Source organism: Streptomyces sp. NBC_00820 (genome assembly GCF_036347055.1).
Lineage (GTDB): Bacteria > Actinomycetota > Actinomycetes > Streptomycetales > Streptomycetaceae > Streptomyces.
In genome coordinates, this window is sequence record NZ_CP108882.1 from 1,324,985 (window position 1) to 1,346,769 (window position 21,785).

Genomic DNA, 21,785 nt, shown 5'->3' on the forward strand with positions numbered 1-21,785 from the left:
TCCGAAGGGGCTGCCCTCGGCGGACAGTTGAGCATCGGGCGGGACGTCGTCCCGCGCCCACCTCGCGGGCGGCCGGGCGCGCACCCGTGCGGGAACCCGCGACCTGTGGGTTCCTACACCCCATGGACAGGTCAGACCCTGTATGGACGGACGGTAAACTCTGGACACGTGACTTCAGCGCCCGCCAAGCCCCGCATCCCGAACGTCCTCGCCGGACGTTACGCCTCCGCCGAGCTCGCCACGCTCTGGTCGCCCGAGCAGAAGGTGAAACTGGAGCGACAGCTCTGGCTCGCCGTGCTGCGGGCCCAGAAGGACCTCGGCATCGAGGTGCCGGACGAGGCGATCGCCGACTACGAGCGCGTCCTCGACACCGTCGACCTGGCCTCCATCGCCGAGCGCGAGAAGGTCACCCGGCACGACGTGAAGGCGCGGATCGAGGAGTTCAACGACCTCGCCGGGCACGAGCACGTGCACAAGGGCATGACCTCCCGCGACCTGACGGAGAACGTCGAGCAGCTCCAGATCCGGCTCTCGCTGGAGCTGATGCGCGACCGCGCGGTCGCCGTGCTGGCCCGCCTGGGCAAGCTGTCCGGTGAGTACGCCGAGCTGGTCATGGCCGGCCGCTCGCACAACGTCGCCGCGCAGGCCACCACCCTCGGCAAGCGCTTCGCGACCGCCGCCGACGAGCTGCTCGTGGCGTACGGCCGGGTCGAGGAGCTGCTGGGCCGCTACCCGCTGCGCGGTATCAAGGGCCCGGTCGGCACCGCGCAGGACATGCTGGACCTGCTCGGCGGGGACGCGGCCAAGCTCGCGGAGCTGGAGCAGCGGATCGCGCACCACCTGGGCTTCTCGCAGGCGTTCACCTCGGTCGGCCAGGTCTACCCGCGCTCGCTGGACTACGAGGTCGTCACCGCCCTGGTGCAGCTGGCGGCGGCGCCGTCCTCGCTGGCCAAGACGGTCCGGCTGATGGCCGGGCACGAGCTGGTCACCGAGGGCTTCAAGCCGGGCCAGGTCGGCTCGTCCGCGATGCCGCACAAGATGAACACCCGCTCCTGCGAGCGCGTCAACGGCCTGATGGTCATCCTGCGCGGCTACGCCTCGATGACCGGTGAGCTGGCGGGCGACCAATGGAACGAGGGCGACGTCTCCTGCTCGGTGGTGCGCCGGGTCGCGCTGCCGGACGCGTTCTTCGCGCTGGACGGTCTGCTGGAGACCTTCCTGACGGTGCTGGACGAGTTCGGCGCGTTCCCCGCCGTGGTCGCCCGTGAGCTGGACCGCTACCTGCCGTTCCTCGCCACCACCAAGGTGCTGATGGGCGCGGTGCGCGCAGGCGTCGGCCGCGAGGTCGCGCACGAGGCGATCAAGGAGAACGCCGTCGCCACCGCGCTCGCCATGCGCGAGCAGGGCGCCGAGCGCAACGACCTGCTCGACAAGCTCGCCGCCGACGAGCGTCTCCCGCTCGACCGTGAGCAGCTGGCCGCGCTGATGGCCGACAAGCTGTCCTTCACCGGCGCCGCCGCCGACCAGGTCGGCGTGGTCGTGGGCCGGATCGAGGAGATCGCCAAGCAGCACCCGGAGGCCGCCGGTTACACCCCCGGAGCGATCCTCTGACCCGCTTCACCTCGGCGGACATGGAGGCCGCCCGCGACCGTCTCGTCCCGGACGTGATCGCGGACGGCCTCCATGTCCTGTTCTGCGGCATCAACCCGGGCCTGATGTCGGCGGCGACGGGCCACCACTTCGCCCGCCCGGGCAACCGCTTCTGGCCGGTGCTGCATCTGTCCGGGTTCACGCCGAGGCAGTTGAGGCCGGCCGAGCAGGGTGAACTGCTGTCGTACGGGCTGGGCATCACGAACGTCGTGGAGCGGGCGACCGCGCGGGCCGACGAGCTGAGCACCGAGGAGTACGTCGAGGGCGGGCGGCTCCTGACGGCGAAGGTGGCGCTTCGGCGGCCGAAGTGGCTCGCGGTCGTGGGAGTGACCGCGTACCGGACCGCCTTCGGCGAGCGCAAGGCTCAAGTGGGGCCGCAGGAGCGGACCATCGGAGACACCCGCGTGTGGGTGCTGCCCAACCCCAGCGGGCTGAACGCGCATTGGACGGCGGCGACGATGGCCGAGGAGTTCGCGCGGCTGCGGGTGGCCGCGGGGGTCGCGGATCAGGGAGGATCTGTGTCGGTCACCACCCCGAGGAGCTGAAAGGGCAGCTCCTTGTACCCGTAGGACACGCCGAGGGTGACCCATCTGCCGGAGGCTGGGGCCTTCCAGAGATGGATGTCCGGCACATGCTCGCTCAGGGCGGCCCAGGGCTCCGCGATGGTCTCACCCTCCATCACCCGGTCAAGAACTCCGCGCAGACTGAAGTGCTGGGACGGACCCCAGTGCGCGGTGAGCCGCTCCACGAGGGCGTCCCGCTCGGCCTCGTACTGTGCCGCCGTCTCCTCCCACCCCGTACCGTCGTCCTCCCAGAAGTCGCCGCTGGTCAGCAGTATGGCCATGTGGTAGCCGGGCCCGCTCTCACCGCACTCCGTCCGGCTCTCCGCCGCGGGGAACTCCCGGGCGCAGAGCCGGTCGACGAGGGCGAGCCGCTTCGCGATGTCCATGCGATCCAGTAAAGCGGGACCCACTGACAATTGGCTGCCCGTCAGGTGTCCCGGCGCCGCACGCACCACGCTCCCGCGCACAGGGCGGCCGCCGTCCACAGCGCGGTGACCGCGAGTCCGCTCCAGGGGCCGAGGGCGCCGTCCCAGCCGCTGTGCAGGGCGACTTGACCGGCCCGGTCGGGCAGGAAGTCGGCGGCGCCGGCGGACACGTCGCCGATGACGAAGGACACGATCAGCAGGAACGGGATCAGCAGGCCGAGCGTCGCGGCACCGCTGCGCAGGACGGCCGTGAGTCCCGCGGCGAACAGGGCCATCAGCGTCAGGTACAGGGCGCAGCCCACCGCTCCGCGCAACCCCTGTGCCCACGTGGGGCCGGACGCGCCGAGGAGGGCCCTGCCCATCGCGAGCGTCGCCAGACCGGTGACGAGGCCGACGGCCAGCACCGGCAGCGCCACGGCCGCGGCCTTCGCGGCGAACCAGCGCGCCCGGTCCGGCACCGCCGCGAGTGTCAGCCGCAGCGCACCGCCCCGGTACTCGCCGGACACCGCCGTGGCGCCGAAGGCGACGGCGGCGATCTGTCCGAGGCTGACGCCGAAGAACGCCGAGAACAGCGGATCGGAGCGGTCGGAGTCGGCGGCGGCGATCGCCGAGAACGCCAGGGTGACGACGAGGATCGCGGCCAGGCCGGCGACGAGCGGACGCAGGGTGCGGATCTTGATCCACTCGGCGTGCAGAGCGGGGACGAACGGCATGGTCAGACCTCCTGGGGCTGTGCGGTGAACTCGGTCTCAGCGGCCGTCAGATCGAGGTACGCCTCTTCCAGGCTCGCTTCCCGAGCCGCCAGTTCGAGTACGGGCAGGCCCGCCTCGGACAGGAGACGGCCCAGGTCGTCCACGCGCGCGTGCCGCACGATCCACCCCCGTCCGCATCCCGGGCGGCCTCATGGCCGTGCCGGTCGAGCAGCGCGCCGAGGGCGTCGGTGTCGGCGGCGTCGGTACGGACCCTCACCTGAGGGCGAACGCGCGCGTCGATGAACTCCCGTACCGGGGTGTCGGCGAGGAGGCGGCCCCGGCCGAGGATCACGAGGTGGTCCGCGAAGGCCGCGGTCTCGCCCATCAGATGGCTGGACACCAGGACGGTACGGCCCTCTGCGGCCAGCCCGCGCAGCAGCGAGCGGACCCAGACGATGCCCTCGGGGTCGAGGCCGTTGGCGGGCTCGTCGAGGAGGATCACCTCGGGGTCGCCGAGCAGCGCGGCGGCGATCCCGAGCCGCTGCCGCATGCCCAGGGAGAACGTCCGCAGCCGGTGCCGGGCCACCGGCGTGAGCCCGGTTCGCTCCAGGACCGCGCCGACCCGGCCGGTGGCGATGCGGTTGCTCGCGGCGAGGGCCCTGAGGTGGTCGTACGCGGTGCGGGAGCCGTGGGCGGCCCGCGCGTCCAGCAGGGAGCCCACGCGGCGCAGCGGTTCCCGCAGTTCGGCGTAGGGGCGGCCGCCGATGGTGGCGGTGCCCGAGGTCGGGCGGTCGAGGCCGAGGACGAGCCGCATGGTGGTGGACTTCCCGGCGCCGTTGGGGCCGAGGAATCCGGTGACCTGGCCGGGGCGGACGGTGAGGCAGAGGCCGTCCACGGCGCGCCTGCCGCCGTACTCCTTGGTGAGGTCGCGAAGTTCGATGCTGGTCATGGCCAAGAGCCTCGCCGGGCGGGCGGTCCGGCGCCTCCCCCGTGGGCGGGGGCCCTCTCCCCCGTGCGGGGGAGGTCCGGTGTCGGTGCGACCTGTGAGGATGGCGTCATGGTCCGCCTTCTGCGCCCGATGCTGCGCCCGCTGGCACGCGGGACGACGTACACGCGCGTGCTGCATCTGTGGGTACCGATGCTGATCGTCAGCTTCTGGCTGTTCATCGATCCCAGGACGCCCTGGATGCCCGCGCTGTTCGTCGCACCGGCAGGCCTCGTCCCGGCCGTGCGGATGGGCGAGGGGGTGCAGGCACGCCTGCTGCTGACGCCCGGTGAGCGGGAGCCGGGCATCTCCGCGACACCGGCGGCGTCCTGGCGGGACCGCTGGCGCACGGTGCTGTGGCTGGAGGTGCGGATGCTCCTCGGGTCGGCGGCCGTGTTCGCCACCGTGCAACTGCTGGTACTCGCGTACGAGTTGGCGAAGTGCGCCTGGGGGCTGCCGCCTTCCGGGGTCCCGCTGCTGGAACACCTGCCGCCGCAGCGGGCGTACGCCCTGCTGGCGCCGCTTCCCCTGTTCGCTCTGTACGGCGCCGTGGTCGGGCTCGGTGAGCTGGTCACGGCGTGCGCGCGCCGGCTGCTCGGACCGTCGGCCGCCGAGCGGCTCGCCGCGCTGGAGGAGCGCACCGAACGGCTGCTGGAACGCACCCGAATCGCGCGGGAGTTGCACGACTCGATCGGGCACGCGCTCACGGTGGCCGTGGTCCAGGCGGGCGCGGCGCGGGCGGCGGGCGATCCGGAGTTCACCGACCGCGCGCTGGGCGCCATCGAGGAGACCGGCCGGGCCGCCCTGGAGGATCTGGAGCGTGTGCTGGGGGTGTTGCGCGAGTCGGAGCGTCCGGTGGGCACTCGGCCCACGCTGGCCGACGCGGGCCGGCTGCTGGAGTCCGCGCGCGCTTCGGGTGCCACGGTGGACGCCGAGGTGACGGGTGCGGTGGAGGCGGTGCCTGGGCCGGTGTCCCGCGAGGGCTATCGCATTCTCCAGGAGTCCCTGACCAACGTGCTGCGGCACGCGGGAGCGGTGCCTGTCCGGGTGCGGGTCGCCGTCGGGGACGGCACGCTCGCCCTCGACGTCCGCAATCGCCTTCCGGACTCGATGCCCGGACCCGGGCGGGGCAGCGGGCTGCGCGGCATACGCGAGCGCGCCGCCCTGCTCGGAGGGAACGCCCGTACCGGACCGGACGGCGGCGACTGGCGGGTGCGTGCGGAACTGCCGTTGGGCTGATCTAGGCTGGCCGGATGCCGGTGACCGTGCTCCTCGTGGATGACGAACCCCTGGTCCGCGCCGGTCTGCGGGCCGTGCTGACGGCGCAGCCCGGCATCGAGGTGGTGGGCGAGGCGGCCGACGGGGCGGCGGTCATTCCGCTGGTGCGCCGACTGCGGCCGGACGTCGTCGTGATGGACGTCCGGATGCCGCTGCTGGACGGGATCGAGGCCACGCGCGCGGTGCTGCGCACCATCGACGCCCCGCCCAAGATCCTGGTGGTGACCACCTTCGAGGACGACGAGTACGTGTACGAGGCACTGCGCGCGGGTGCCGACGGGTTCCTGCTGAAGCGGGCCCGTCCTGCCGAGTTCGTGCACGCGGTGCGGCTGGTCGCTGAGGGCGAGTCGCTGCTCTTCCCCGCGTCCGTACGGCGGCTCGCGGCACGGTACGGCGGCCGGGACGCGGTCGCGGGCCGCGGCGCGGCCGGCGCCCCGCTCGCGGCGGCCCGGCTCACGGAGCGGGAGGCGGAGGTACTGCGGCTCATGGCGCGGGGCCTGACGAACGGGGAGATCGCGGCGCGGCTGGTGGTGGGGACGGAGACGGTGAAGTCGCATGTGAGCGCGGTACTGGCCAAGCTCGGGGCACGCGATCGCACTCAGGCGGTGATCGCCGCGTACGAGTCGGGGTTCGTCGCGCCGGGGTGAGTCGCGGCGGCCGTCGGACCGTCGGGGAGCCCGGCACTCGCCGGGGTGGGCCGGGCCGAGTACGATCCGCCCCACACGCGCGCGAGCTGGGAGGACTGACGGTGGGGCAGCTGACCGGCGGCGATCCCTCGCTGCTGCGAAGGATCAATTCCGCGGTGGTGCTGCACGCGTTGCGTGCCACGGACTGCGCGACGCTCACCGAGATCACCCGCCTCACCGGCCTGTCCCGGCCGACCGTCGAGGGGGTCGTGGAGGGGCTGGCCGAGGCGGGGCTCGTGGTGGAGAAGGCGGCCGAGGAGGGCACGGCACGCCGTCAGGGCCGGCCCGCGCGCCGCTTCAGGTTCCGGGCCGAGGCGGGGCATCTGCTGGGTCTGGAGATCGGCCCGCACCGGGTCGCCGCGCTTCTGTCCGACCTCGACGGGCGGGTGCTCGGCACGCAGGCCAGGGAGGTCGCCGAGACGGCTCCGGCGGACGAACGGCTGGAGCGGCTGCGTGGCGCGGTCGCCGAACTGCTGCGCCGGACCGGGGTCGCACGCGGTTCGCTGCGGGCCGTGGGGGTGGGCACGCCGGGCATCGTGGAGGCAGACGGTACGGTCCGGCTGGGCACCGCGCTGCCGCAGTGGACGGGCCTGCGGCTCGGCGAGCGGCTCAGCCGCTCCTTCAAGTGCCCGGTGCTGGTGGAGAACGACGCGAACGCGGCGGCCGTGGCCGAGCACTGGAAGGGAGCGGCGACGGAGACGGACGACGTGGTGTTCGTCCTCGCCGGGCTGAGTCCGGGGGCGGGTTCGCTGATCGGCGGGCGGTTGCACCGGGGGTACGGCGGGGCGGCCGGGGAGATCGGCGCGCTGCATCTGCTGGGCCGGGGGGCGACTCCGGAGACGCTGCTGTCCACCACCGACAAGCCGTTGCATCCGCTGGACGAGCAGGCGGTCGCCGAGGTGTTCACGCTCGCCCGGAAGGGCGACCGGCGGGCGCGGGAGGCCGTCGAGCGCTTCATCCAGCGGCTCGTTCACGACGTGGCCGCGCTCGTGCTGGCCCTCGACCCGGAACTGGTCGTGATCGGCGGCTGGGCGGCCGGTCTGGACGGCGTCCTCGACCCGCTGCGCGACGAACTGGCCCGCTACTGTCTGCGGCCGCCCCGGGTGACCCTGTCCCTGCTCGGCGAGGCCGCCGTGACCACGGGCGCGCTGCGGCTGGCCCTGGACCATGTCGAGGAGCAACTGTTCGCGGTGGAGAGCACGGTGACGGCACGCCGGTGAGGCGGTGAGGCTTCGGAGCTGTGAGGCTTCGGAGCTGTGAGGCTGCGCGGCTGAAACGCGGGCGGCGGTGCGACGGGGGCGTTGACGCGGGCAGGTCCGGCGGGAGGCGCTCTCGTCACCGTGGCCGCACGCGGCTTCCGGCTTCCGCGCCGATGCGCACACCGGGGCAGGCGCCGTACGACCGGCCCCTGCCTCGTGCGCGCGGAGTTGGCGGCCCGGAGGAGGCGTGGATCGTCGTACTCGTCCGGCGGGCGGTGAGGCGACGCCGGCCGGCAGGCCGCCGCCGAGAGGCGGCACGGCGCCGCGGATCGCCCGACGGCTGCTCCCCCGCTCCGTCGAACGCCGTGCGCCCCGGTGGAGTTCCGGGGCGCGGCGGACGAGAACGAGCGACCCTCAGGAGGCGCACTGCTCCGGATCGTGGTGTATCTCCACGTCGGGCGAGTCGCCGAAGGTCAGCCGGCAGGTGTCGGCACGGTAGGTGGCCACGGAGAGCGCGGCGGTGCGGCCGGCGGCGTAGAAGCGAGTCGTGACGACCAGGACGGGCGAGCCGGGCAGCCGGTCGAGCTCCTTGGCGTCGTCCGCGCGGGCCGAGCCCAGTTCGACGGCACGGTCCTGGCCTTCGAGTTCCAGGCGCTGCAGTTCGCGGAGCACCGCACGCGCGCGTGCCGGGCCGGACGGTGCGTCGATGGCGGTGAGGTCGGGCACCGACGAGGCGGCGACGTAGAGCAGCTCGGTGGCGACGGGCCGGCCGTGGGACATCCGGGAGCGGCGGACCGTGTGCACCTCGGCGGAGCCGCTCTCCAGGGCCGTCGCGACGACGGCGGGCGGCGTGGCCCCGGCGCAGTCGACGGGCTGCCAGGCGTCGTCGCCCGCGCCCGGCCAGACGTGCCGCTCGGTGCCGACGGCCACGCCCACACGCGGCGGCGCGACGGTCGTACCGACGCCGCGGCGGCGCTGCAGCCGGCCTTCCAGCTCCAGTTGCTCCAGTGCCTGGCGGAGCGTGGCCCGTGCGACGCCGTAGCGGGCGGCGAGGTCACGCTCGTTGGGCAGGATCTCGCCGACGGTGAATTCGGAATCCAATGCCTCGCTGAGCACGGTCTTGAGGTGCCAGTACTTCGGTTCCGGCACCTTTTCCAGCTGCGTGGTCCCCACCCTGTCCTCCGCAAGTGCCGTGGTCCGGCGGTATTTTTGCGCCTTGTTTATTAAAGGTTGTTGCAGTTCTCTGCGACCATAGGGCGGCACTCACCCTTGGTCAATACCAATCCTCGTTCCCCCGAGTGCCCCGTGGAGGCCGTGCCACGAAGCGTTCACGAGGCGTTCGTACGACGCCGCGCGCGTGGAGCGACTCGGTGGATGACGCGTCGGATCGTTCGGCGGACGACTTGGCGGACCATTCGGTGAACGACTCGGTAGGTGACTCAGTCGCCGGCGAGCGACCGGATCTTGTCGGGGTTGCGGATGATGTACACGGTGGTGACGCGGCCGTCGGCGATGTCCACCTGGAACACACCGTCGGGCTTGCCGTCGGCCAGCGTGAGCACCGCGAGGGCACCGTTGACCTCGATGAACCGGAAGGACAGACCGGGCACGCCCTTGCGGGCGACACCGGCGAGGAAGCGGCCGACCTTGTCGGCGGAGTGCAGGACGCGCACCGGCGCCTTCGCCTTGCCGCCGCTGTCGCCGACGAGGCGGGCATCCGGAGCGAGCAGGGACATCAGGCCGTTCAGGTCGCCTTCGACCGCGGCGGCGAGGAAACGCTCCGTCAGGTCCCTGCGCTGCGCGGGGTCGACCTCGTAACGCGGCCGCTTCTCGTCGACGTGCCGACGGGCCCGGCCGGCGAGCTGCCGCACCGCGGCCTCGCCGCGGTCGAGCAGCGCGGCGATCTCGGCGTAGGGGTAGCCGAACGCCTCCCGCAGGACGAAGACCGCGCGCTCCAGCGGGGACAGCGACTCCAGGACGACGAGTACGGCGAGGGAGACGGAGTCGGCGAGCAGCGCGCGTTCGGCGGTGTCGGGGACGATGTCGCCGAAGTCGGTGACGTACGGCTCGGGCAGCCACGGGCCGACGTACGCCTCGTCGCGCGCCCGGACCTGGCGCAGCCGGTCGATGGTCAGCCGGGTGGTGACGCGCACGAGGTAGGCACGTGGTTCACGGACCTCCGTACGCTCTGCGCGGGACCAGCGCAACCAGGCGTCCTGGACCACGTCCTCGGCGTCGGCGACGCGGCCGAGCATGCGATAGGCGACCCCCATGAGAAGGGGGCGGTTCTCTTCGAAAAGGTCGATCGCGGTGTCCGTGGTCACCGTCCCATCCCAGCCGACACGCCTGCCCGTGTCCAGACGGAATCAGCCCGTATCCGATCACAATGATCGCGGACCGTGGGCGGTCGGCAGTCGATGATCGACGGTCGACGGCCGGGACCCGGAGGTGAGCGGTGCGGTACGCGGTGCTGCGCTCGTTCGAGTACACGCGCTCCAACCTCTGGGTGCACCCGGCCCGTTGAGACACACGCGGCCGCACGGCAGCATGGGGCTACCCGCCGGTAGCAATTGCTGACAAGCTGTCTACGGCGTCCGCACGTCGCCCGCCCCACCACTCACCCGCCACCAGCAACCCACCCGCCGGCCGCCCACCCGAGGAGCACATCATGGCCGCCACCGTCTCCTTCACGGTCCCCAGCCCGCACGGCCCGAAGGACGTGACCGTCTCCTACGCGCGCGTGGGACGCGGCGAACCCCTGGTCCTGCTGCACGGCATCGGCCATCACCTGCAGGCCTGGGACCCGGTGATGGACATCCTCGCGACCGAGCGCGAGGTGATCGCCGTGGACCTGCCGGGGTTCGGCGCGTCCCCGGCCCTGCCCGGCGGTCTCGACTACGACCTGGCCACGACGAACACCGTGCTCGGCGCCCTGTTCGAGGCGCTGGAGCTGGACCGCCCGCACGTGGCCGGTAATTCACTGGGCGGCCTGCTGGCCCTGGAACTGGGCCGCGAGAAGCTCGTGCGGTCCGTCACGGCCCTCTCCCCGGCAGGCTTCTGGACGCAGACCGAACGGCGCTACGCCTTCGGTCTGCTGCTCGCGATGCGGGGCGTCGCCCAGCGGCTGCCCGTCCCCCTGGTGGAGCGGCTGTCGCACAGCGCGGCCGGCCGCACCGCGCTGACCAGCACCATCTACGCCCGACCGGGCCGCCGTTCCCCCGACGCGGTGGTCGCCGAGACGCTCGCGCTGGTCGGGGCCACCGGGTTCGACGCGACCCTGCGGGCCGGGGCGGCCGTCCAGTTCACCGACGACCTGCCGGGCATGCCCGTCACCGTGGCCTGGGGAACCCAGGACCGGCTGCTCGTCCGCCGGCAGGGCATCCGCGCCAAGCGGATCATCCCGCACGCCCGGCTGGTACGGCTGCCCGGCTGCGGACACTGCCCGATGAACGACGACCCCGCCCTGGTCGCCCGGGTCATCCTCGACGGGAGCCGCTGACAGCGGCACGCGGCCGCTCGTCGGGGGCGGGGTGGGCCGGGGCGGGGAGGGACGAGTCGGGGGCGTCTCGCTTCCACACGCCGTCACCCCAGGCCCCCGGCCCTCCGGTCCTCCGGTCTCCTGGTCCTCCGGTCGCCCGGTCGCCTGTACGGGCCGCGCCGGCAAGGAAGTCACGAGCAAGGGCCCCGGTCCCGTAGGCTCGGGGGCGTGCCGCGCGCCGGCGTCATCCCCCGGCGCGCGGCACTGCCGCGGCACCGTCAACTTCCCTGCGGGCCTGGCGTTTGCGCAGGTCAGGCCGATTGTCAGTGGTCGCCTCTACCGTTTTTCCCATGACGCGATCACTGCAGACCGTGGCCTATCGTCGACCCTCCGCACTGGACTGCGGCACGGACGGGCGCCGGCTCGGGCTGGAAACGTCCCAGGGGGCGACACCCACGGGCGTCGAGGACCATCCGCGGTTCTTCGCAGGCTTTCTGACCTCACCTCAGATCGCCGCCGCCGCGCTGCTGGCGGTGGCCGACGTGGCGGCCGCGCGCTACTACCAGCCGCAGCTGCGCGCCTCGCTGGACCCGGTGGTGACCGGCAACGGGGACCGGCTGCGCTTCGAGTCCTTCTCCGGCTGCGGCGGGGTGTACGCGCGGCTGGACGTCCTCGCACCGGGCCTCGACGGCGGCGAGGTGGGGCACGGCACGACGAACGTCGACGTCAACGACCCGCTGCGCGAGGCGCTTTCCCGCATCGGCACCGACGAACCGCTCCATCTACGCGTCGGCCCCGACGAGTTGGCGGTCACCACGCTGGACGGCCCGGTCGTGGAGAAGAAGGTCCCGCTGCCCGACCGGTGGCTGCGCGGCTTCGCCGAGGCCCAGGTGATCGCGGCCGGGTTCGACCTGCGGGCGGAACTTCCGGCGGACGAGGCGGTGCGGTTCCTGCGCACACTGCCGAGGTCGGGCGGGGCTCGGGCGGTCCGCGCTGGGTGGTACCGGCGGGCAGGGGCCTGCGGCCGACGACCCGGCCGGTACCGGGCGCCGTGTGCCTCCCCGGTCCGGAGCGGCTGGGCGCACTGCAGCGGGTACTGCGGCATGCGACGGCACTGCGCGTGTACGGCCCGGCCCTGAACGGCACGGCGAGCACGGCCGCCGCCTGGGAGGTCGTACTGCCCGGCATGCGGCTCACGCTGACCCTGTCGCCGGACGCCGCTCGCGGCTTCTCCGGCGAGGGCGGCGTGCTGGAGGCGCTCGCCACCGAGGAGGCCGCCGCGGACGCCGAACTGATCGCCGTGCTGCTGGCCTGGGAACCCCGCATAGACGTGGCCGACCTCGCGGCCTCCTCGGGCCTCACGCCCGAGCGGGTGCGCGCGGCCCTCGTCCGCCTCGGCACCTCGGGCCGCGTCGGCTACGACACGGCGGAGGCCGCGTACTTCCACCGCGAACTGCCGTACGACGCCGAGCGCGTCGAGAGGCACAAACCGCGACTTGGCGCGGCCCGCGAGCTGGTGGCGGCCGGTGCGGTGGCGCTGGAGGGCTCCCTCGCCTCGGTCACCGCCGAGGACGGTCACCAGCACCGGGTGCGGGACGAGGCGGGGGTGCTCAGCTGCAGCTGTCTGTGGTGGGCGAAGTACCGGGGCGGACGCGGGCCGTGCAAGCACGCGCTGGCGGTGCGCATGGTGCGGCGGGGAACCGCCGCGGGCCGGAAGCCGGCGGGAATCGACGGGGGTGTGCGATGAGTGCGACGAGCGCGCTGATGGATGCGGTACAGGACGGGAACACGACGGGGACGCTGCGGCTGGTGACGAAGATGACGCCTGCCGAACGGCGTTCCTGTGTAACCGGGTTGCAGGCCCTGCGCAAGGAACTGCGCGCTACCTCACCCTGGTCGGACCGGTCCCGGCAGGTGGGTCCGGCGCTCCAACTGGCGGGAGCGGCCTGTCACACGGGGGCGGCCTCGGCGGCCACCTGGCTCGCGGCGGCCGACCTGCGTTGGCGGCAGGCTCCCGCCGAGCTGCTGCTGGAGGCCCTGGCGGACCGGGACACCGGCTGGCTGGCGGATGTGGTGCTCCGGCTGGCACTCCGCCCGGTGTCGGCGAGGGTTCCGTATGCCCTGATGGCGGACCTGGTGAGCCGGTCCGGGTGCGAGGTGCCGGCGACGGACGCCTACCTGATCGGCTGGGTCCGGCACATCAGTGGTGGTTGGGGCCAGGGCGACGGTGTCCTGGAACGGCTGCGCGGTGAGCCGCGTCTCGCCGCACTGGTCGGCGGGCTCTTCACGCTCACGGATCTGTCCGAGGTCCGCTGGCCGCTGACCGATGGAGGCGCGTGGCCGAACGCCCTGGCGACGCTGGCCCGTGAGCGGGTGCTGGACCGCGCGTTCCTGGCCGACGCGTGCGTCGCCCGGCTGCTGCGCACGCGTTCCAGTGGTCAGCCCACGGACCACCGGGTCTTCCTGCCGCTGCTGGTCGCGCTCGGACTCACCCGCGAGGAGGAGCGGGCGCGGGTCGCCGACTGGACGGCACTGGCCCGTGACGCGGTGGTACCGGTCGCCTCGCACGCGCAGAAAGCGCTCGCCGGCCTGGCGCTGGACGGTGACAGTGACCGGGACGGAGACGGAGGCGGAGACGGGCCCGGAGAGGCAGCCCTGACCGTACGTCAGCTGGCCGAGGCGTCCGAAGGGCTGCTCTTCCGCGCCGAGACGAAGCTCGTCCGCGCCCAGCTGATCCTGCTCGGCAAGGTCCTCGCCCGCGATCCCGGGACCGCCGTGGACCTGCTGCCGGCGGTGGCGGTGGCGTTCGGGCACGAGGACACCCAGGTGCAGGAGCGGGCGCTCAAGCTCCTGGAACGGCACGCGAAGGTCATCGCACCTGAGGAGGTCCGCGCCGGACTGGCGCGTGCCGCCGAGCAGTTGACGCCGGTGCTGCGTCCGCGTGCGGCCCGGGCCCTGGGCATCGCCGTGCCCGACGCGGAAATCGAGGTGTGCGACGAGGTGCTGCCGCCTGCCCCTGAGCCGTTCCGGCTCGCCCCCGCGCCGCGCACGGCGGAGGAGCTGGCCGAGGAAGTGGGGGCGCTGCTGGCGTCCGAAGGCGACGTGGCCGCGTTCGAGCGCGCGCTCGACGGCCTGGTACGGCACGCGTACCGAGACCCGGACGCGCTGCGCGAGGCGCTCGCGCCGGTGGTCACGGACCGCTGGTGGACGACGCGGGACTACCCGAACTGGCCGCGCCGGGACGCCTTGTTCCGCGACTCCGTCGGCCTGGTCGTGCCGCACCAGGGGCTCGACCTGGTCCTGGCGGTGCTGCACGGGAAGGTGGACACGGCCACGCTTCTCGACGCGGTTCGACTCGGGCCGCTGGAGCGCGAGTGCGCGCACAGCGGCCTCGCCCGGGTCTTCGACGCCCGGCTGCGCGATCTGGCGTACCGCCTGCGCACGGATCCGCCGCCGCTGCTGCTAGCCACGCCCACCTGGAGCACCGGGCTGCTCGAACCGGGCGACCTGGTGGACCGGCTCGCGGAGTACCGGCGTCTGGGCGCCCGGGTCTGCGCCACCGACTTCGCGCAGGCCCTGCTGCGGGTGCGCCGGGGAGACCGTGCGGCGGCCGAGGAGGACGCCCGGCGCGCCTCGGAACTCGGCACCGCGGAGGGCGCACGGCTGGCCCGCCGACTGCGCACCGCGGACGCCCTCCCCGCGGCACGGCGTCGCGTCAAGGGCGTGCGCGTGCTCATGGAGCTGGCCGAACTCCCCGAGTCGCGGGAGGGGTTCCCGAGGGAGTTCCGGTGGCTCGGCCAACCGCTGTCGGTCTTCATCGACCGCAGGCGCTGCCACCACTTCAGCCACGCGATACGTGCGCACTGGCTCGCCGTGCTCCCCGAGCACCGGGAGCTGGTCGCGGCACGGTTGCTGCACGACGTGGCGGACACGGCGGTGGACGACGAGCGGGGTGCCGCCGTGCTCGCGCTGCTCGCCGAGTCCGGTGGCGAGGCGGGCGAGGCCGTGCACCTGTGTGTGGCCTACGGACTCGGCGCCCGGCATCACGAGGACCGTCTCGCCGCCGTCGACGCTCTGTTGGTGCTCGCCGCGCGGGGGCAGCTGGACCCGGTGCGGCTGGGCACGGACCTGGGCGAACTGATGGGGCGCGGGGCGGTGAAGCCGCAGCGGCTGGCCGACTCGGCGCGTACGGCGGCGGCCACGGGAGCGAACGCGACGATCTGGGAGATGCTCCGGCACTCCCTGACCGTCCCGCTCGCCGAACTCGCCGGAGCCCGCCCGGAGGCCGCGGCCGTACTGGCCCGGGGGCTCGGGGAGCTGCTGGCCGTGGCGGCGGACTGCGCCGAACGTTCGGGCGCGGCCGGGCGACCGGGCGGGGCCGAGACCTCCGGGGCTTCCGGGGCTTCCGGGGCTTCCGGGACGGTGCCGCACCTGGCGGAGACAGCGGCGCGCGGCGGCTCGTCGCGGCTGGTCGCCCAGGCACGTCGGCTGCGGGACCTCCTCTCCGGGGAGGTGGCCGCCTGAGCCGTCCGGAACGGCTGGGCCGGCGGGCGCGCTCGCAGGGGAACTCGCGGAAGGATCAGCCGCTCACCTCGACTGTAGAAACAGCAACAAAAAGGGGCGTATGCATGCTTTACCGATCGGTCACACATCGTTCGTGATCACGCAACACCGCTCCTCCACAGTGGCTGCATGACTTCCGACATGTCTCATGCGACCCGGTCGCGGCACGGCCGCCCGGTGCACCACTGGCGGCGGGATCTCGTCGAGCTCGCCGCGCTGTTCACGGCCGTCGCGGTGGCGGACGGGGTGGCCAACCTGATCGGGCACGGGCCCGGCGGTCCGCCGCTGCTGGTGATCTCGGCGATCGCGCTGGCGGCGACCGCCGGCTTCCACACGTGGTGGGCACGGCGCCACGGTCACGCACCCCCGACCGGTGATACCGGCGCCCGGCCGGCCGCGGCAGCGCGGTCGGCCGGGCAGGCGGGGCTCACCGGGCGGCCCGGGGCGGCCGGGCAGCACGCCGCGGCTTCCTCGGGGGCGGACGGACCGAGCACGCTCTGGCGGATGCGGACCACGGTGCGGGACGAGCCCGGCTCGCTGGCCACGCTGTGCACGGCGCTGGCCGGCCGGCGGGTCGACATCCTGAGCCTGCAGACGCACCCCCTGGCCGAGGGCACGGTGGACGAGTTCCTGCTGCGGGCGCCGGACGCGCTGGCGGCGGCCGAGCTGACCCGGGCGGTCGCGCTGGCCGGCGGCCACTCCACCTGGATCGAGCGGGCCGACGCGCACGACCTGGTGGACGCCCCCACCCGGATCCTCGGCCTCGCCACCCGCACCGCGCTGGACGCGGCGGAACTTCCGCTGGCACTACGGCAGTTGCTCGGCCGGTGCACGATCCGCTCGCTGCCGGCCGTCCCGGTGGGCGGCGGACGCGGGCCGGAGCCCGTGCCGGTCGAGGGGGTGCTGGAGGACACGAGGATGCGGCTGCGCGCGCCGGAGGGCGGCGTGCTGACCGTGGAGCGGCCGTATCTGCCGTTCACGCCCACGGAGTTCGCGCGGGCGCGGGCCCTGGTCGAGCTGGACAGCCGGCTCGGTCCCCGGATCCCGCGCGGCGAGCAGGTGCTGACGCTGCCCGAGGGCAACGACATCACGGTGCGCCGGATCGACACCGGCGACCTGGAGGCGGCCCGGGCGATGCACGAGCGGTGCTCGCCGCGCACCCTCGGCATGCGCTACCACGGGCCGGTCAGCAACGCGGACCGCTATCTGAACCACCTGCTCAGCCCCCGCTTCGGACGGACCGTGGCGGCGCGGACCGCCTCCGGCCGCGTCGTCGGCCTCGGGCACCTGCTGTGGGACGGCGACGAGACCGAGGTCGCGCTGCTCGTCGAGGACGAGTGGCAGCGGCGCGGGATCGGCGCCGAACTCCTCGGCCGCCTGGTGTCGATGGCGGTGGAGGCCGGCTGCGAGAGCGTGTACGCGGTGACGCGGGCCGCCAACACCGGGATGGTCGCGGCGATGCGCGGCCTCGGGTTGCCCCTGGACTACCAGGTCGAGGAGGGCACTCTGGTCATCACGGCCCGCCTGGACGCCACTCCGGTCGTCTCCCGGCCGCCGTACGACACCGTCCGGAGCGCGCCCGGCGGCCCCGCGCACCGCGACTGACCCCGCCCCGTGCCGGGGCGGCCCGCGCCCCCGTCAGCCCACCGCCTCGCGCAGCGCCTCACCCACAGCCGCGCCGACCCCGTCGCCCACCGCGTCGCCCAGCGTCTCGGGCCTCCGCGCCGTCGTACCCAAGGCCTGCGTCAGGTCCGCCCACAGGTCGTCGACGTCCTCCAGGCCCACCGACATCCGCAGCAGCCGGTCGCTCACCCCGGCGCCGCGCCGGTCGTCGGCGTCGACGATGCGGTGGCTGATGGAGGCGGGGTGCTGGATGAGGGTGTCCACGCTGCCGAGGCTGACCGCCGGGGTGATCAGCCGGACCCGGGAGATCACCCCGTGCGGGTCGCCGTGCACCTCGAAGGCGACCATCGCGCCGCCCAGACGCGGATAGCGGACGCGGGCCACGCGCGGGTCGGCGGCGAGCCGGCGGGCCAGTTCGGCGGCGGTCGCGGAGGCGGCCCGGACCCGCACCGGGAGCGTGGACAGTCCCCTGAGCAGCAGATAGCCGGCCAGCGGATGCAGGACGCCACCGGTGGCGAAGCGTATCTGCCGCAGGCGTCCCGCGAACTCCTCGTCGCACGCCACCACTCCGGCCAGGACGTCGCCGTGCCCGCCGAGGTACTTGGTGGCACTGTGCAGCACCAGCCGGGCGCCGTGCTCGGCGGGGCGTTGCAGGACGGGCGTGGCGAAGGTGTTGTCGGCGAGCAGCGGGACGGAGCCGCAGGCGTGGGCGACGGCCCGCAGGTCGACCTCGGCGAGGGTGGGGTTGGCCGGGGACTCGACCATCACCAGGCCGGTGTCGGGGCGCAGCGCGTCGGCGATGCCGGCCGGGTCGGTCCAGGTCACCTCGGTGCCGAGGAGGCCGGCGGTCAGCAGATGGTCGCTGCAGCCGTACAGGGGCCGTACCGCGACCACATGGCGCAGGCCCGCCGCCGACCGGGCGAGGAGGACGGCGCTGAGCGCGGCCATGCCGCTGGCGAACGCGACGGCCGACTCGGTGCCTTCGAGCCGGGCGAGCGCGGTCTCGAAGCGGGCCACGGTCGGGTTGCCGAGGCGGCCGTAGACGGGCGGTCCGACGGGGTCGGCGCCGTCGGTGGCGAAGGCGTCGATGCGGGCGGCCTCGGCGCGGCTGTCGTAGGAGGGGTAGGTGGTCGACAGGTCGATCGGCGGGGCGTGCAGGCCCTGGCGGGCGAGGTCGTCGCGGCCGGCGTGCACGGCCTCGGTGGCCAGTGCTCTCGATGCGGTGCGTACGGCGTCGTACGCACCCGTGCTCGCTGAGTCCATGGCGGAAAGGGTGAACACCGGACGGGTCCTCGGCGCGGAACACCGTGTTACGTTCGGCGCATGGCTGAATCCGTCGTACTGGATCCGGTGGATCTTCATCTGCTGAGGCTGCTGCAGAACGACGCCCGGACCACGTACCGCGACCTCGCCGCGCAGGTGGGCGTGGCGCCGTCGACCTGTCTGGACCGGGTGACCCGGCTGCGCCGCTCGGGCGTGATCCTCGGCCACGAGCTGCGGCTGGACCCGGCGAAGCTGGGGCGGGGGCTCCAGGCGCTGCTGTCGGTTCAGGTCAGGCCGCACCGGCGGGAGCTGGTGGGGCCGTTCGTCGAGCGGATCCGGGCGCTGCCGGAGTCGCGCACGGTGTTCCATCTGACCGGGCCCGACGACTACCTCGTGCATGTGGCCGTGGCGGACATGGCCGATCTGCAGCGGCTGGTGCTGGACGAGTTCACCTCGCGGCGCGAAGTGGCCCGGGTGGAGACCCGGTTGATCTTCCAGCAGTGGGACTGCGGGCCCCTGCTGCCACCGGTCACGCCCAGAGCCGAATCGGGAACGCCGGGGTGACGTGAGCGTGCCCGGAGTATGAGGATGGGCGGCATGCCTGAGACGAAGATCCCGCTGCCCCGAGAGGTAGCCGACGCCTACGTCGACGAGTACATCGCCCTCGACCCCGTCACCGGTACGTATCTGGGCGTGAAGGAGAGTTCGAGCCGGCTGCCCGACTACTCCCCCGCGGGCCGGCAGGCCGTCGCGGACCTGGCGCGCGCCACGCTCGCGAAGCTCGCGGAGGCCGAGCGGCAGCCCGGCGCGGACAGTGACGCGGAGCGGCGCTGCGCGCGGCTGCTGCGCGAGCGCCTCACCGCCGAACTCGGCGTCCACGAAGGCGAGGAGGACCTGCGCGCGGTCGGCAACCTGCACACGCCGGGGCACGCCGTGCGCGACGTGTTCACGATCACTCCGGCGGACACCGAGGAGGACTGGGCGGCGATCGCGGAGCGGCTGCGCGCGGTCCCGGCCGCCCTGGCGGGCTACCAGGAGTCCCTGGCGCTCGGTATGGAACGCAAGCTGTACGCGGGTCCGCGTCCCACCGCCACGTTCGTGGAGCAGCTCACCGAGTGGTCGGACACGGACGGCGACGGCCGCGGCTGGTACGAGGACTTCGCCTCCGCCGGTCCGGACGCGCTGCGCGCGGAGCTGGACGAGGCGGGCCGTACGGCGACGGCCGCCGTGGTCGCCCTGCGGGACTGGATGCGGGACGTGTACGCGCCGGCCGTCGAGGGTGCCCCGGACGCGGTGGGCCGCGAGCGGTACGCGCGCCTGGCCCGCTACTTCAACGGCACCGACCTCGATCTGGACGAGGCGTACGCCTACGGCTGGTCGGAGTTCCACCGCCTGCTCGGCGAGATGAAGAAGGAGGCCGGGAAGGTCCTGCCCGGCGCGGAGACCCCGTGGGTGGCGCTCGCGCACCTGGACGAGCACGGCCGGCACATCGAGGGCGTGGAGGAGGTGCGCGCGTGGCTCCAGGGCCTGATGGACAAGGCCATCGAGGAACTGGACGGCACCCACTTCGAACTCGCCGAGCGGGTAAGGAAGGTGGAGTCCCGGATCGCCCCGCCCGGCGGTGCGGCGGCCCCGTACTACACGGCCCCGTCGGAGGACTTCTCGCGCCCCGGCCGCACCTGGCTGCCGACGATGGGCCAGACCAGGTTCCCGGTGTACGACCTGGTGTCGACCTGGTACCACGAGGGCGTGCCCGGCCATCATCTCCAGCTGGCGCAGTGGGCGCACGTGGCCGGGAACCTCTCGCGCTACCAGGCCACGCTCGGCGGGGTCAGCGCCAACGCGGAGGGCTGGGCGCTGTACGCGGAGCGCCTGATGGACGAGCTGGGCTACCTGACGGAGCCGGACGAGCGGCTCGGCTATCTGGACGCGCAGATGATGCGCGCGGTCCGGGTGATCATCGACATCGGCATGCACCTGGAGCTGGAGATCCCGGCGGACTCGCCGTTCCACCCGGGTGAGCGCTGGACGCCGGACCTGGCCCAGGAGTTCTTCGCGGCGCACAGCAGCCGTCCGGCGGACTTCGTGGAGAGCGAGCTGACCCGCTACCTGACCATGCCGGGGCAGGCCATCGGCTACAAGCTGGGCGAGCGGGCGTGGCTGCTGGGCCGGGAGAGGGCGCGCGAGCGGCACGGTGACGGCTTCGACCTGAAGGCCTGGCACATGGCCGCGCTGTCGCAGGGGTCGCTCGGTCTGGACGACCTGCTCGACGAGCTGTCGCGGCTCTGAGCCTCGCGGGGCGGCGCACGGGCCCGACGCCGGTGCACCGCCCGCGCGGTCGTCTGCCGTCGCACATGGCGGAGGCGCGTTGATCGTCGCGCATGGCGGAGGTGCGCTGACGTCGAGCATCGCGGAGGCGCGTTGATCAACGCAGCGCTCCACCAGGCTGGTTTTTCAACAGCGCCTCGCGCCGGGTGGGTTGGTCAACGTCGCCAGCCGCCCTCGGAGTTGATGACCTCGCCGGTGATCCAGCCCGCCTCGTCGGTGGCCAGCCAGGCGATGAGGCGGGCCGGGTCGTCGGGCAGGCCCCAGCGGCCGGCGGGGAACCGCGTGGCCACGGCCGCGTGGTCCTCGCCGGTGGCGTAACCGGTGTCGACGGGGCCCGGGTTGACGGTGTTCACCGTGATCCCCCGCTCGGCGAGGTCCGCGGACAGGGAGCGGGTGACGGAGGCGAGGGCACCCTTCTGGAGGGCGTAGGCGATCTCGCCGGGCATGCCGCCGCCCATGTCCTGTCCGGACGTCATCATCATCACGCGGCCGCCCGGGGTGCCCTCGGGGAGGGTGGCGCGGTGGCGGGCGTACGCCTGGATCAGCAGCAGTACCGAGCGGGTGTCCACCGCCCAGTGGGCGTCCAGCATCGCGGCGTCGATCTCGTCCAGGGTGCCGTCGGATCCGCTGAGGGCGTGGTTGGCGACGAGGATGTCGAGCCGGCCGAACTCCGCCACGACGGTGTCGACCAGCCGGGCCGGTCCGGCGGGGTCCGCCAGGTCACCCGGCCCCTCGGTCACCCGCGCCGCCGGGTCGGCGAGGGCCGCGCGCACCGAGTCGACGACCACCTCGGGACGGTCGGCGCCCCAGGGCATCGCCGCGTCGTGCGGTACATGGTGATGGACGTGGACGCTGGCGCCGTACGCGGCCAGCCGGCGGGCCACCGCGTACCCGATGCCGGCCCGGCGCCCGGCTCCGGTGACGAGCGCGGTGCGTCCGCGCAGGGGCAGGGGGTCCCGGCGGAGTTCTTCGGCGGTGGGGTGCGCGAGGCTCGTCATGGACGGTCACGGTACGGAGCGCGGGGCCGGGAGGCGAGCGAATTGGCCGGACCC

Annotated in this window: 16 protein-coding genes and 2 pseudogenes; 11 read left to right on the top strand and 7 right to left on the bottom strand. The window is 73.7% G+C overall.

The features are described from left to right. Positions 1-168 precede the first annotated feature (168 nt). The gene (gene purB, locus OIB37_RS06100) at positions 169-1,611 is read left to right on the top strand and encodes an adenylosuccinate lyase (protein ID WP_330456497.1); all 1,443 of its coding nucleotides are present in this window, start codon (positions 169-171) and stop codon (positions 1,609-1,611) included. Positions 1,612-1,631: 20 nt separating this feature from the next. Beyond that, positions 1,632-2,195, top strand: coding sequence for a G/U mismatch-specific DNA glycosylase (mug, locus tag OIB37_RS06105; protein WP_330456498.1), 564 nt, complete (start codon positions 1,632-1,634; stop codon positions 2,193-2,195). On the opposite strand, the gene OIB37_RS06110 is transcribed toward mug, so the two are convergent. The 3 genes and pseudogenes from OIB37_RS06110 to OIB37_RS06120 form a co-directional block, all read right to left on the bottom strand. Then, a complete protein-coding gene (locus OIB37_RS06110; RefSeq protein ID WP_330456499.1) occupies positions 2,156-2,599 on the bottom strand; it encodes a hypothetical protein in 444 nt (147 codons plus the stop codon). The two genes, mug and OIB37_RS06110, sit on opposite strands and share 40 nt — an antisense overlap. 41 nt (positions 2,600-2,640) lie before the next feature. Beyond that, on the bottom strand, positions 2,641-3,351 hold the full coding sequence (locus tag OIB37_RS06115; protein WP_330456500.1) for an ABC transporter permease: 711 nt from the start codon (positions 3,349-3,351) through the stop codon (positions 2,641-2,643). Positions 3,352-3,353: 2 nt separating this feature from the next. Further along, positions 3,354-4,279, bottom strand: a pseudogene (locus OIB37_RS06120) (ABC transporter ATP-binding protein). Between the two features lie 108 nt (positions 4,280-4,387). Here OIB37_RS06120 and OIB37_RS06125 point away from each other — a divergent pair. The 3 genes from OIB37_RS06125 (at position 4,388) to OIB37_RS06135 (ending at position 7,499) form a co-directional block, all read left to right on the top strand. Beyond that, positions 4,388-5,554: a sensor histidine kinase gene (locus OIB37_RS06125; RefSeq protein WP_330456501.1), complete on the top strand. Its 1,167-nt coding sequence runs from the start codon at positions 4,388-4,390 to the stop codon at positions 5,552-5,554. Between the two features lie 14 nt (positions 5,555-5,568). Next, the gene (locus OIB37_RS06130) at positions 5,569-6,240 is read left to right on the top strand and encodes a response regulator transcription factor (protein WP_330456502.1); all 672 of its coding nucleotides are present in this window, start codon (positions 5,569-5,571) and stop codon (positions 6,238-6,240) included. Positions 6,241-6,341: 101 nt separating this feature from the next. After that, a complete protein-coding gene (locus OIB37_RS06135) occupies positions 6,342-7,499 on the top strand; it encodes an ROK family transcriptional regulator (RefSeq protein WP_330456503.1) in 1,158 nt (385 codons plus the stop codon). Between the two features lie 393 nt (positions 7,500-7,892). On the opposite strand, the gene OIB37_RS06140 is transcribed toward OIB37_RS06135, so the two are convergent. Further along, positions 7,893-8,651, bottom strand: coding sequence for a GntR family transcriptional regulator (locus OIB37_RS06140; protein WP_330456504.1), 759 nt, complete (start codon positions 8,649-8,651; stop codon positions 7,893-7,895). Positions 8,652-8,917: 266 nt separating this feature from the next. Further along, positions 8,918-9,802 (bottom strand): RNA polymerase sigma-70 factor, encoded by an 885-nt coding sequence (locus tag OIB37_RS06145; protein WP_330456505.1) that lies wholly within the window; start codon positions 9,800-9,802, stop codon positions 8,918-8,920. Between the two features lie 344 nt (positions 9,803-10,146). Between OIB37_RS06145 and OIB37_RS06150 the strand changes: the two genes are divergently transcribed. From OIB37_RS06150 to OIB37_RS06165, 4 genes and pseudogenes are all read left to right on the top strand, one after another. Further along, entirely contained in the window at positions 10,147-10,977 is an 831-nt protein-coding gene (locus tag OIB37_RS06150) for an alpha/beta fold hydrolase (protein WP_330456506.1), read from the top strand. A gap of 329 nt (positions 10,978-11,306) precedes the next feature. Further along, a pseudogene (locus OIB37_RS06155) lies at positions 11,307-12,703 on the top strand (SWIM zinc finger family protein). Beyond that, positions 12,700-15,480 (top strand): DUF7825 domain-containing protein, encoded by a 2,781-nt coding sequence (locus tag OIB37_RS06160; protein WP_330456507.1) that lies wholly within the window; start codon positions 12,700-12,702, stop codon positions 15,478-15,480. The pseudogene OIB37_RS06155 and the gene OIB37_RS06160 overlap by 4 nt, the downstream one beginning before the upstream one ends. Before the next feature lie 168 nt (positions 15,481-15,648). Then, entirely contained in the window at positions 15,649-17,124 is a 1,476-nt protein-coding gene (locus OIB37_RS06165; RefSeq protein ID WP_330456508.1) for a GNAT family N-acetyltransferase, read from the top strand. Between the two features lie 33 nt (positions 17,125-17,157). Here OIB37_RS06165 and OIB37_RS06170 read toward each other — a convergent pair whose 3' ends face one another. Then, positions 17,158-18,405: a trans-sulfuration enzyme family protein gene (locus OIB37_RS06170; RefSeq protein WP_330456509.1), complete on the bottom strand. Its 1,248-nt coding sequence runs from the start codon at positions 18,403-18,405 to the stop codon at positions 17,158-17,160. 60 nt (positions 18,406-18,465) lie between these two features. Here OIB37_RS06170 and OIB37_RS06175 point away from each other — a divergent pair, with 60 nt between their 5' ends. Both OIB37_RS06175 and OIB37_RS06180 read left to right on the top strand, forming a co-directional pair. Then, a complete protein-coding gene (locus tag OIB37_RS06175; RefSeq protein WP_330456510.1) occupies positions 18,466-18,969 on the top strand; it encodes an Lrp/AsnC family transcriptional regulator in 504 nt (167 codons plus the stop codon). 33 nt (positions 18,970-19,002) lie between these two features. Then, on the top strand, positions 19,003-20,694 hold the full coding sequence (locus tag OIB37_RS06180; RefSeq protein ID WP_330456511.1) for a DUF885 domain-containing protein: 1,692 nt from the start codon (positions 19,003-19,005) through the stop codon (positions 20,692-20,694). 194 nt (positions 20,695-20,888) lie between these two features. Here OIB37_RS06180 and OIB37_RS06185 read toward each other — a convergent pair whose 3' ends face one another. Further along, positions 20,889-21,731, bottom strand: coding sequence for an SDR family oxidoreductase (locus OIB37_RS06185; protein WP_330456512.1), 843 nt, complete (start codon positions 21,729-21,731; stop codon positions 20,889-20,891). Positions 21,732-21,785: the final 54 nt, after the last annotated feature.

Excerpts from the sequence above, each read along its gene's own strand:
- mug (WP_330456498.1), top strand. The coding sequence starts at position 1,632 with ATGGAGGCCGCCCGCGACCGTCTCGTCCCGGACGTGATCGCGGACGGC.
- OIB37_RS06110 (WP_330456499.1), bottom strand. The coding sequence starts at position 2,599 with ATGGACATCGCGAAGCGGCTCGCCCTCGTCGACCGGCTCTGCGCCCGG.
- OIB37_RS06115 (WP_330456500.1), bottom strand. The coding sequence starts at position 3,351 with ATGCCGTTCGTCCCCGCTCTGCACGCCGAGTGGATCAAGATCCGCACC.
- OIB37_RS06125 (WP_330456501.1), top strand. The coding sequence starts at position 4,388 with ATGGTCCGCCTTCTGCGCCCGATGCTGCGCCCGCTGGCACGCGGGACG.
- OIB37_RS06130 (WP_330456502.1), top strand. The coding sequence starts at position 5,569 with ATGCCGGTGACCGTGCTCCTCGTGGATGACGAACCCCTGGTCCGCGCC.
- OIB37_RS06150 (WP_330456506.1), top strand. The coding sequence starts at position 10,147 with ATGGCCGCCACCGTCTCCTTCACGGTCCCCAGCCCGCACGGCCCGAAG.
- OIB37_RS06160 (WP_330456507.1), top strand. The coding sequence starts at position 12,700 with ATGAGTGCGACGAGCGCGCTGATGGATGCGGTACAGGACGGGAACACG.
- OIB37_RS06165 (WP_330456508.1), top strand. The coding sequence starts at position 15,649 with ATGACTTCCGACATGTCTCATGCGACCCGGTCGCGGCACGGCCGCCCG.
- OIB37_RS06170 (WP_330456509.1), bottom strand. The coding sequence starts at position 18,405 with ATGGACTCAGCGAGCACGGGTGCGTACGACGCCGTACGCACCGCATCG.
- OIB37_RS06175 (WP_330456510.1), top strand. The coding sequence starts at position 18,466 with ATGGCTGAATCCGTCGTACTGGATCCGGTGGATCTTCATCTGCTGAGG.
- OIB37_RS06180 (WP_330456511.1), top strand. The coding sequence starts at position 19,003 with ATGCCTGAGACGAAGATCCCGCTGCCCCGAGAGGTAGCCGACGCCTAC.
- OIB37_RS06185 (WP_330456512.1), bottom strand. The coding sequence starts at position 21,731 with ATGACGAGCCTCGCGCACCCCACCGCCGAAGAACTCCGCCGGGACCCC.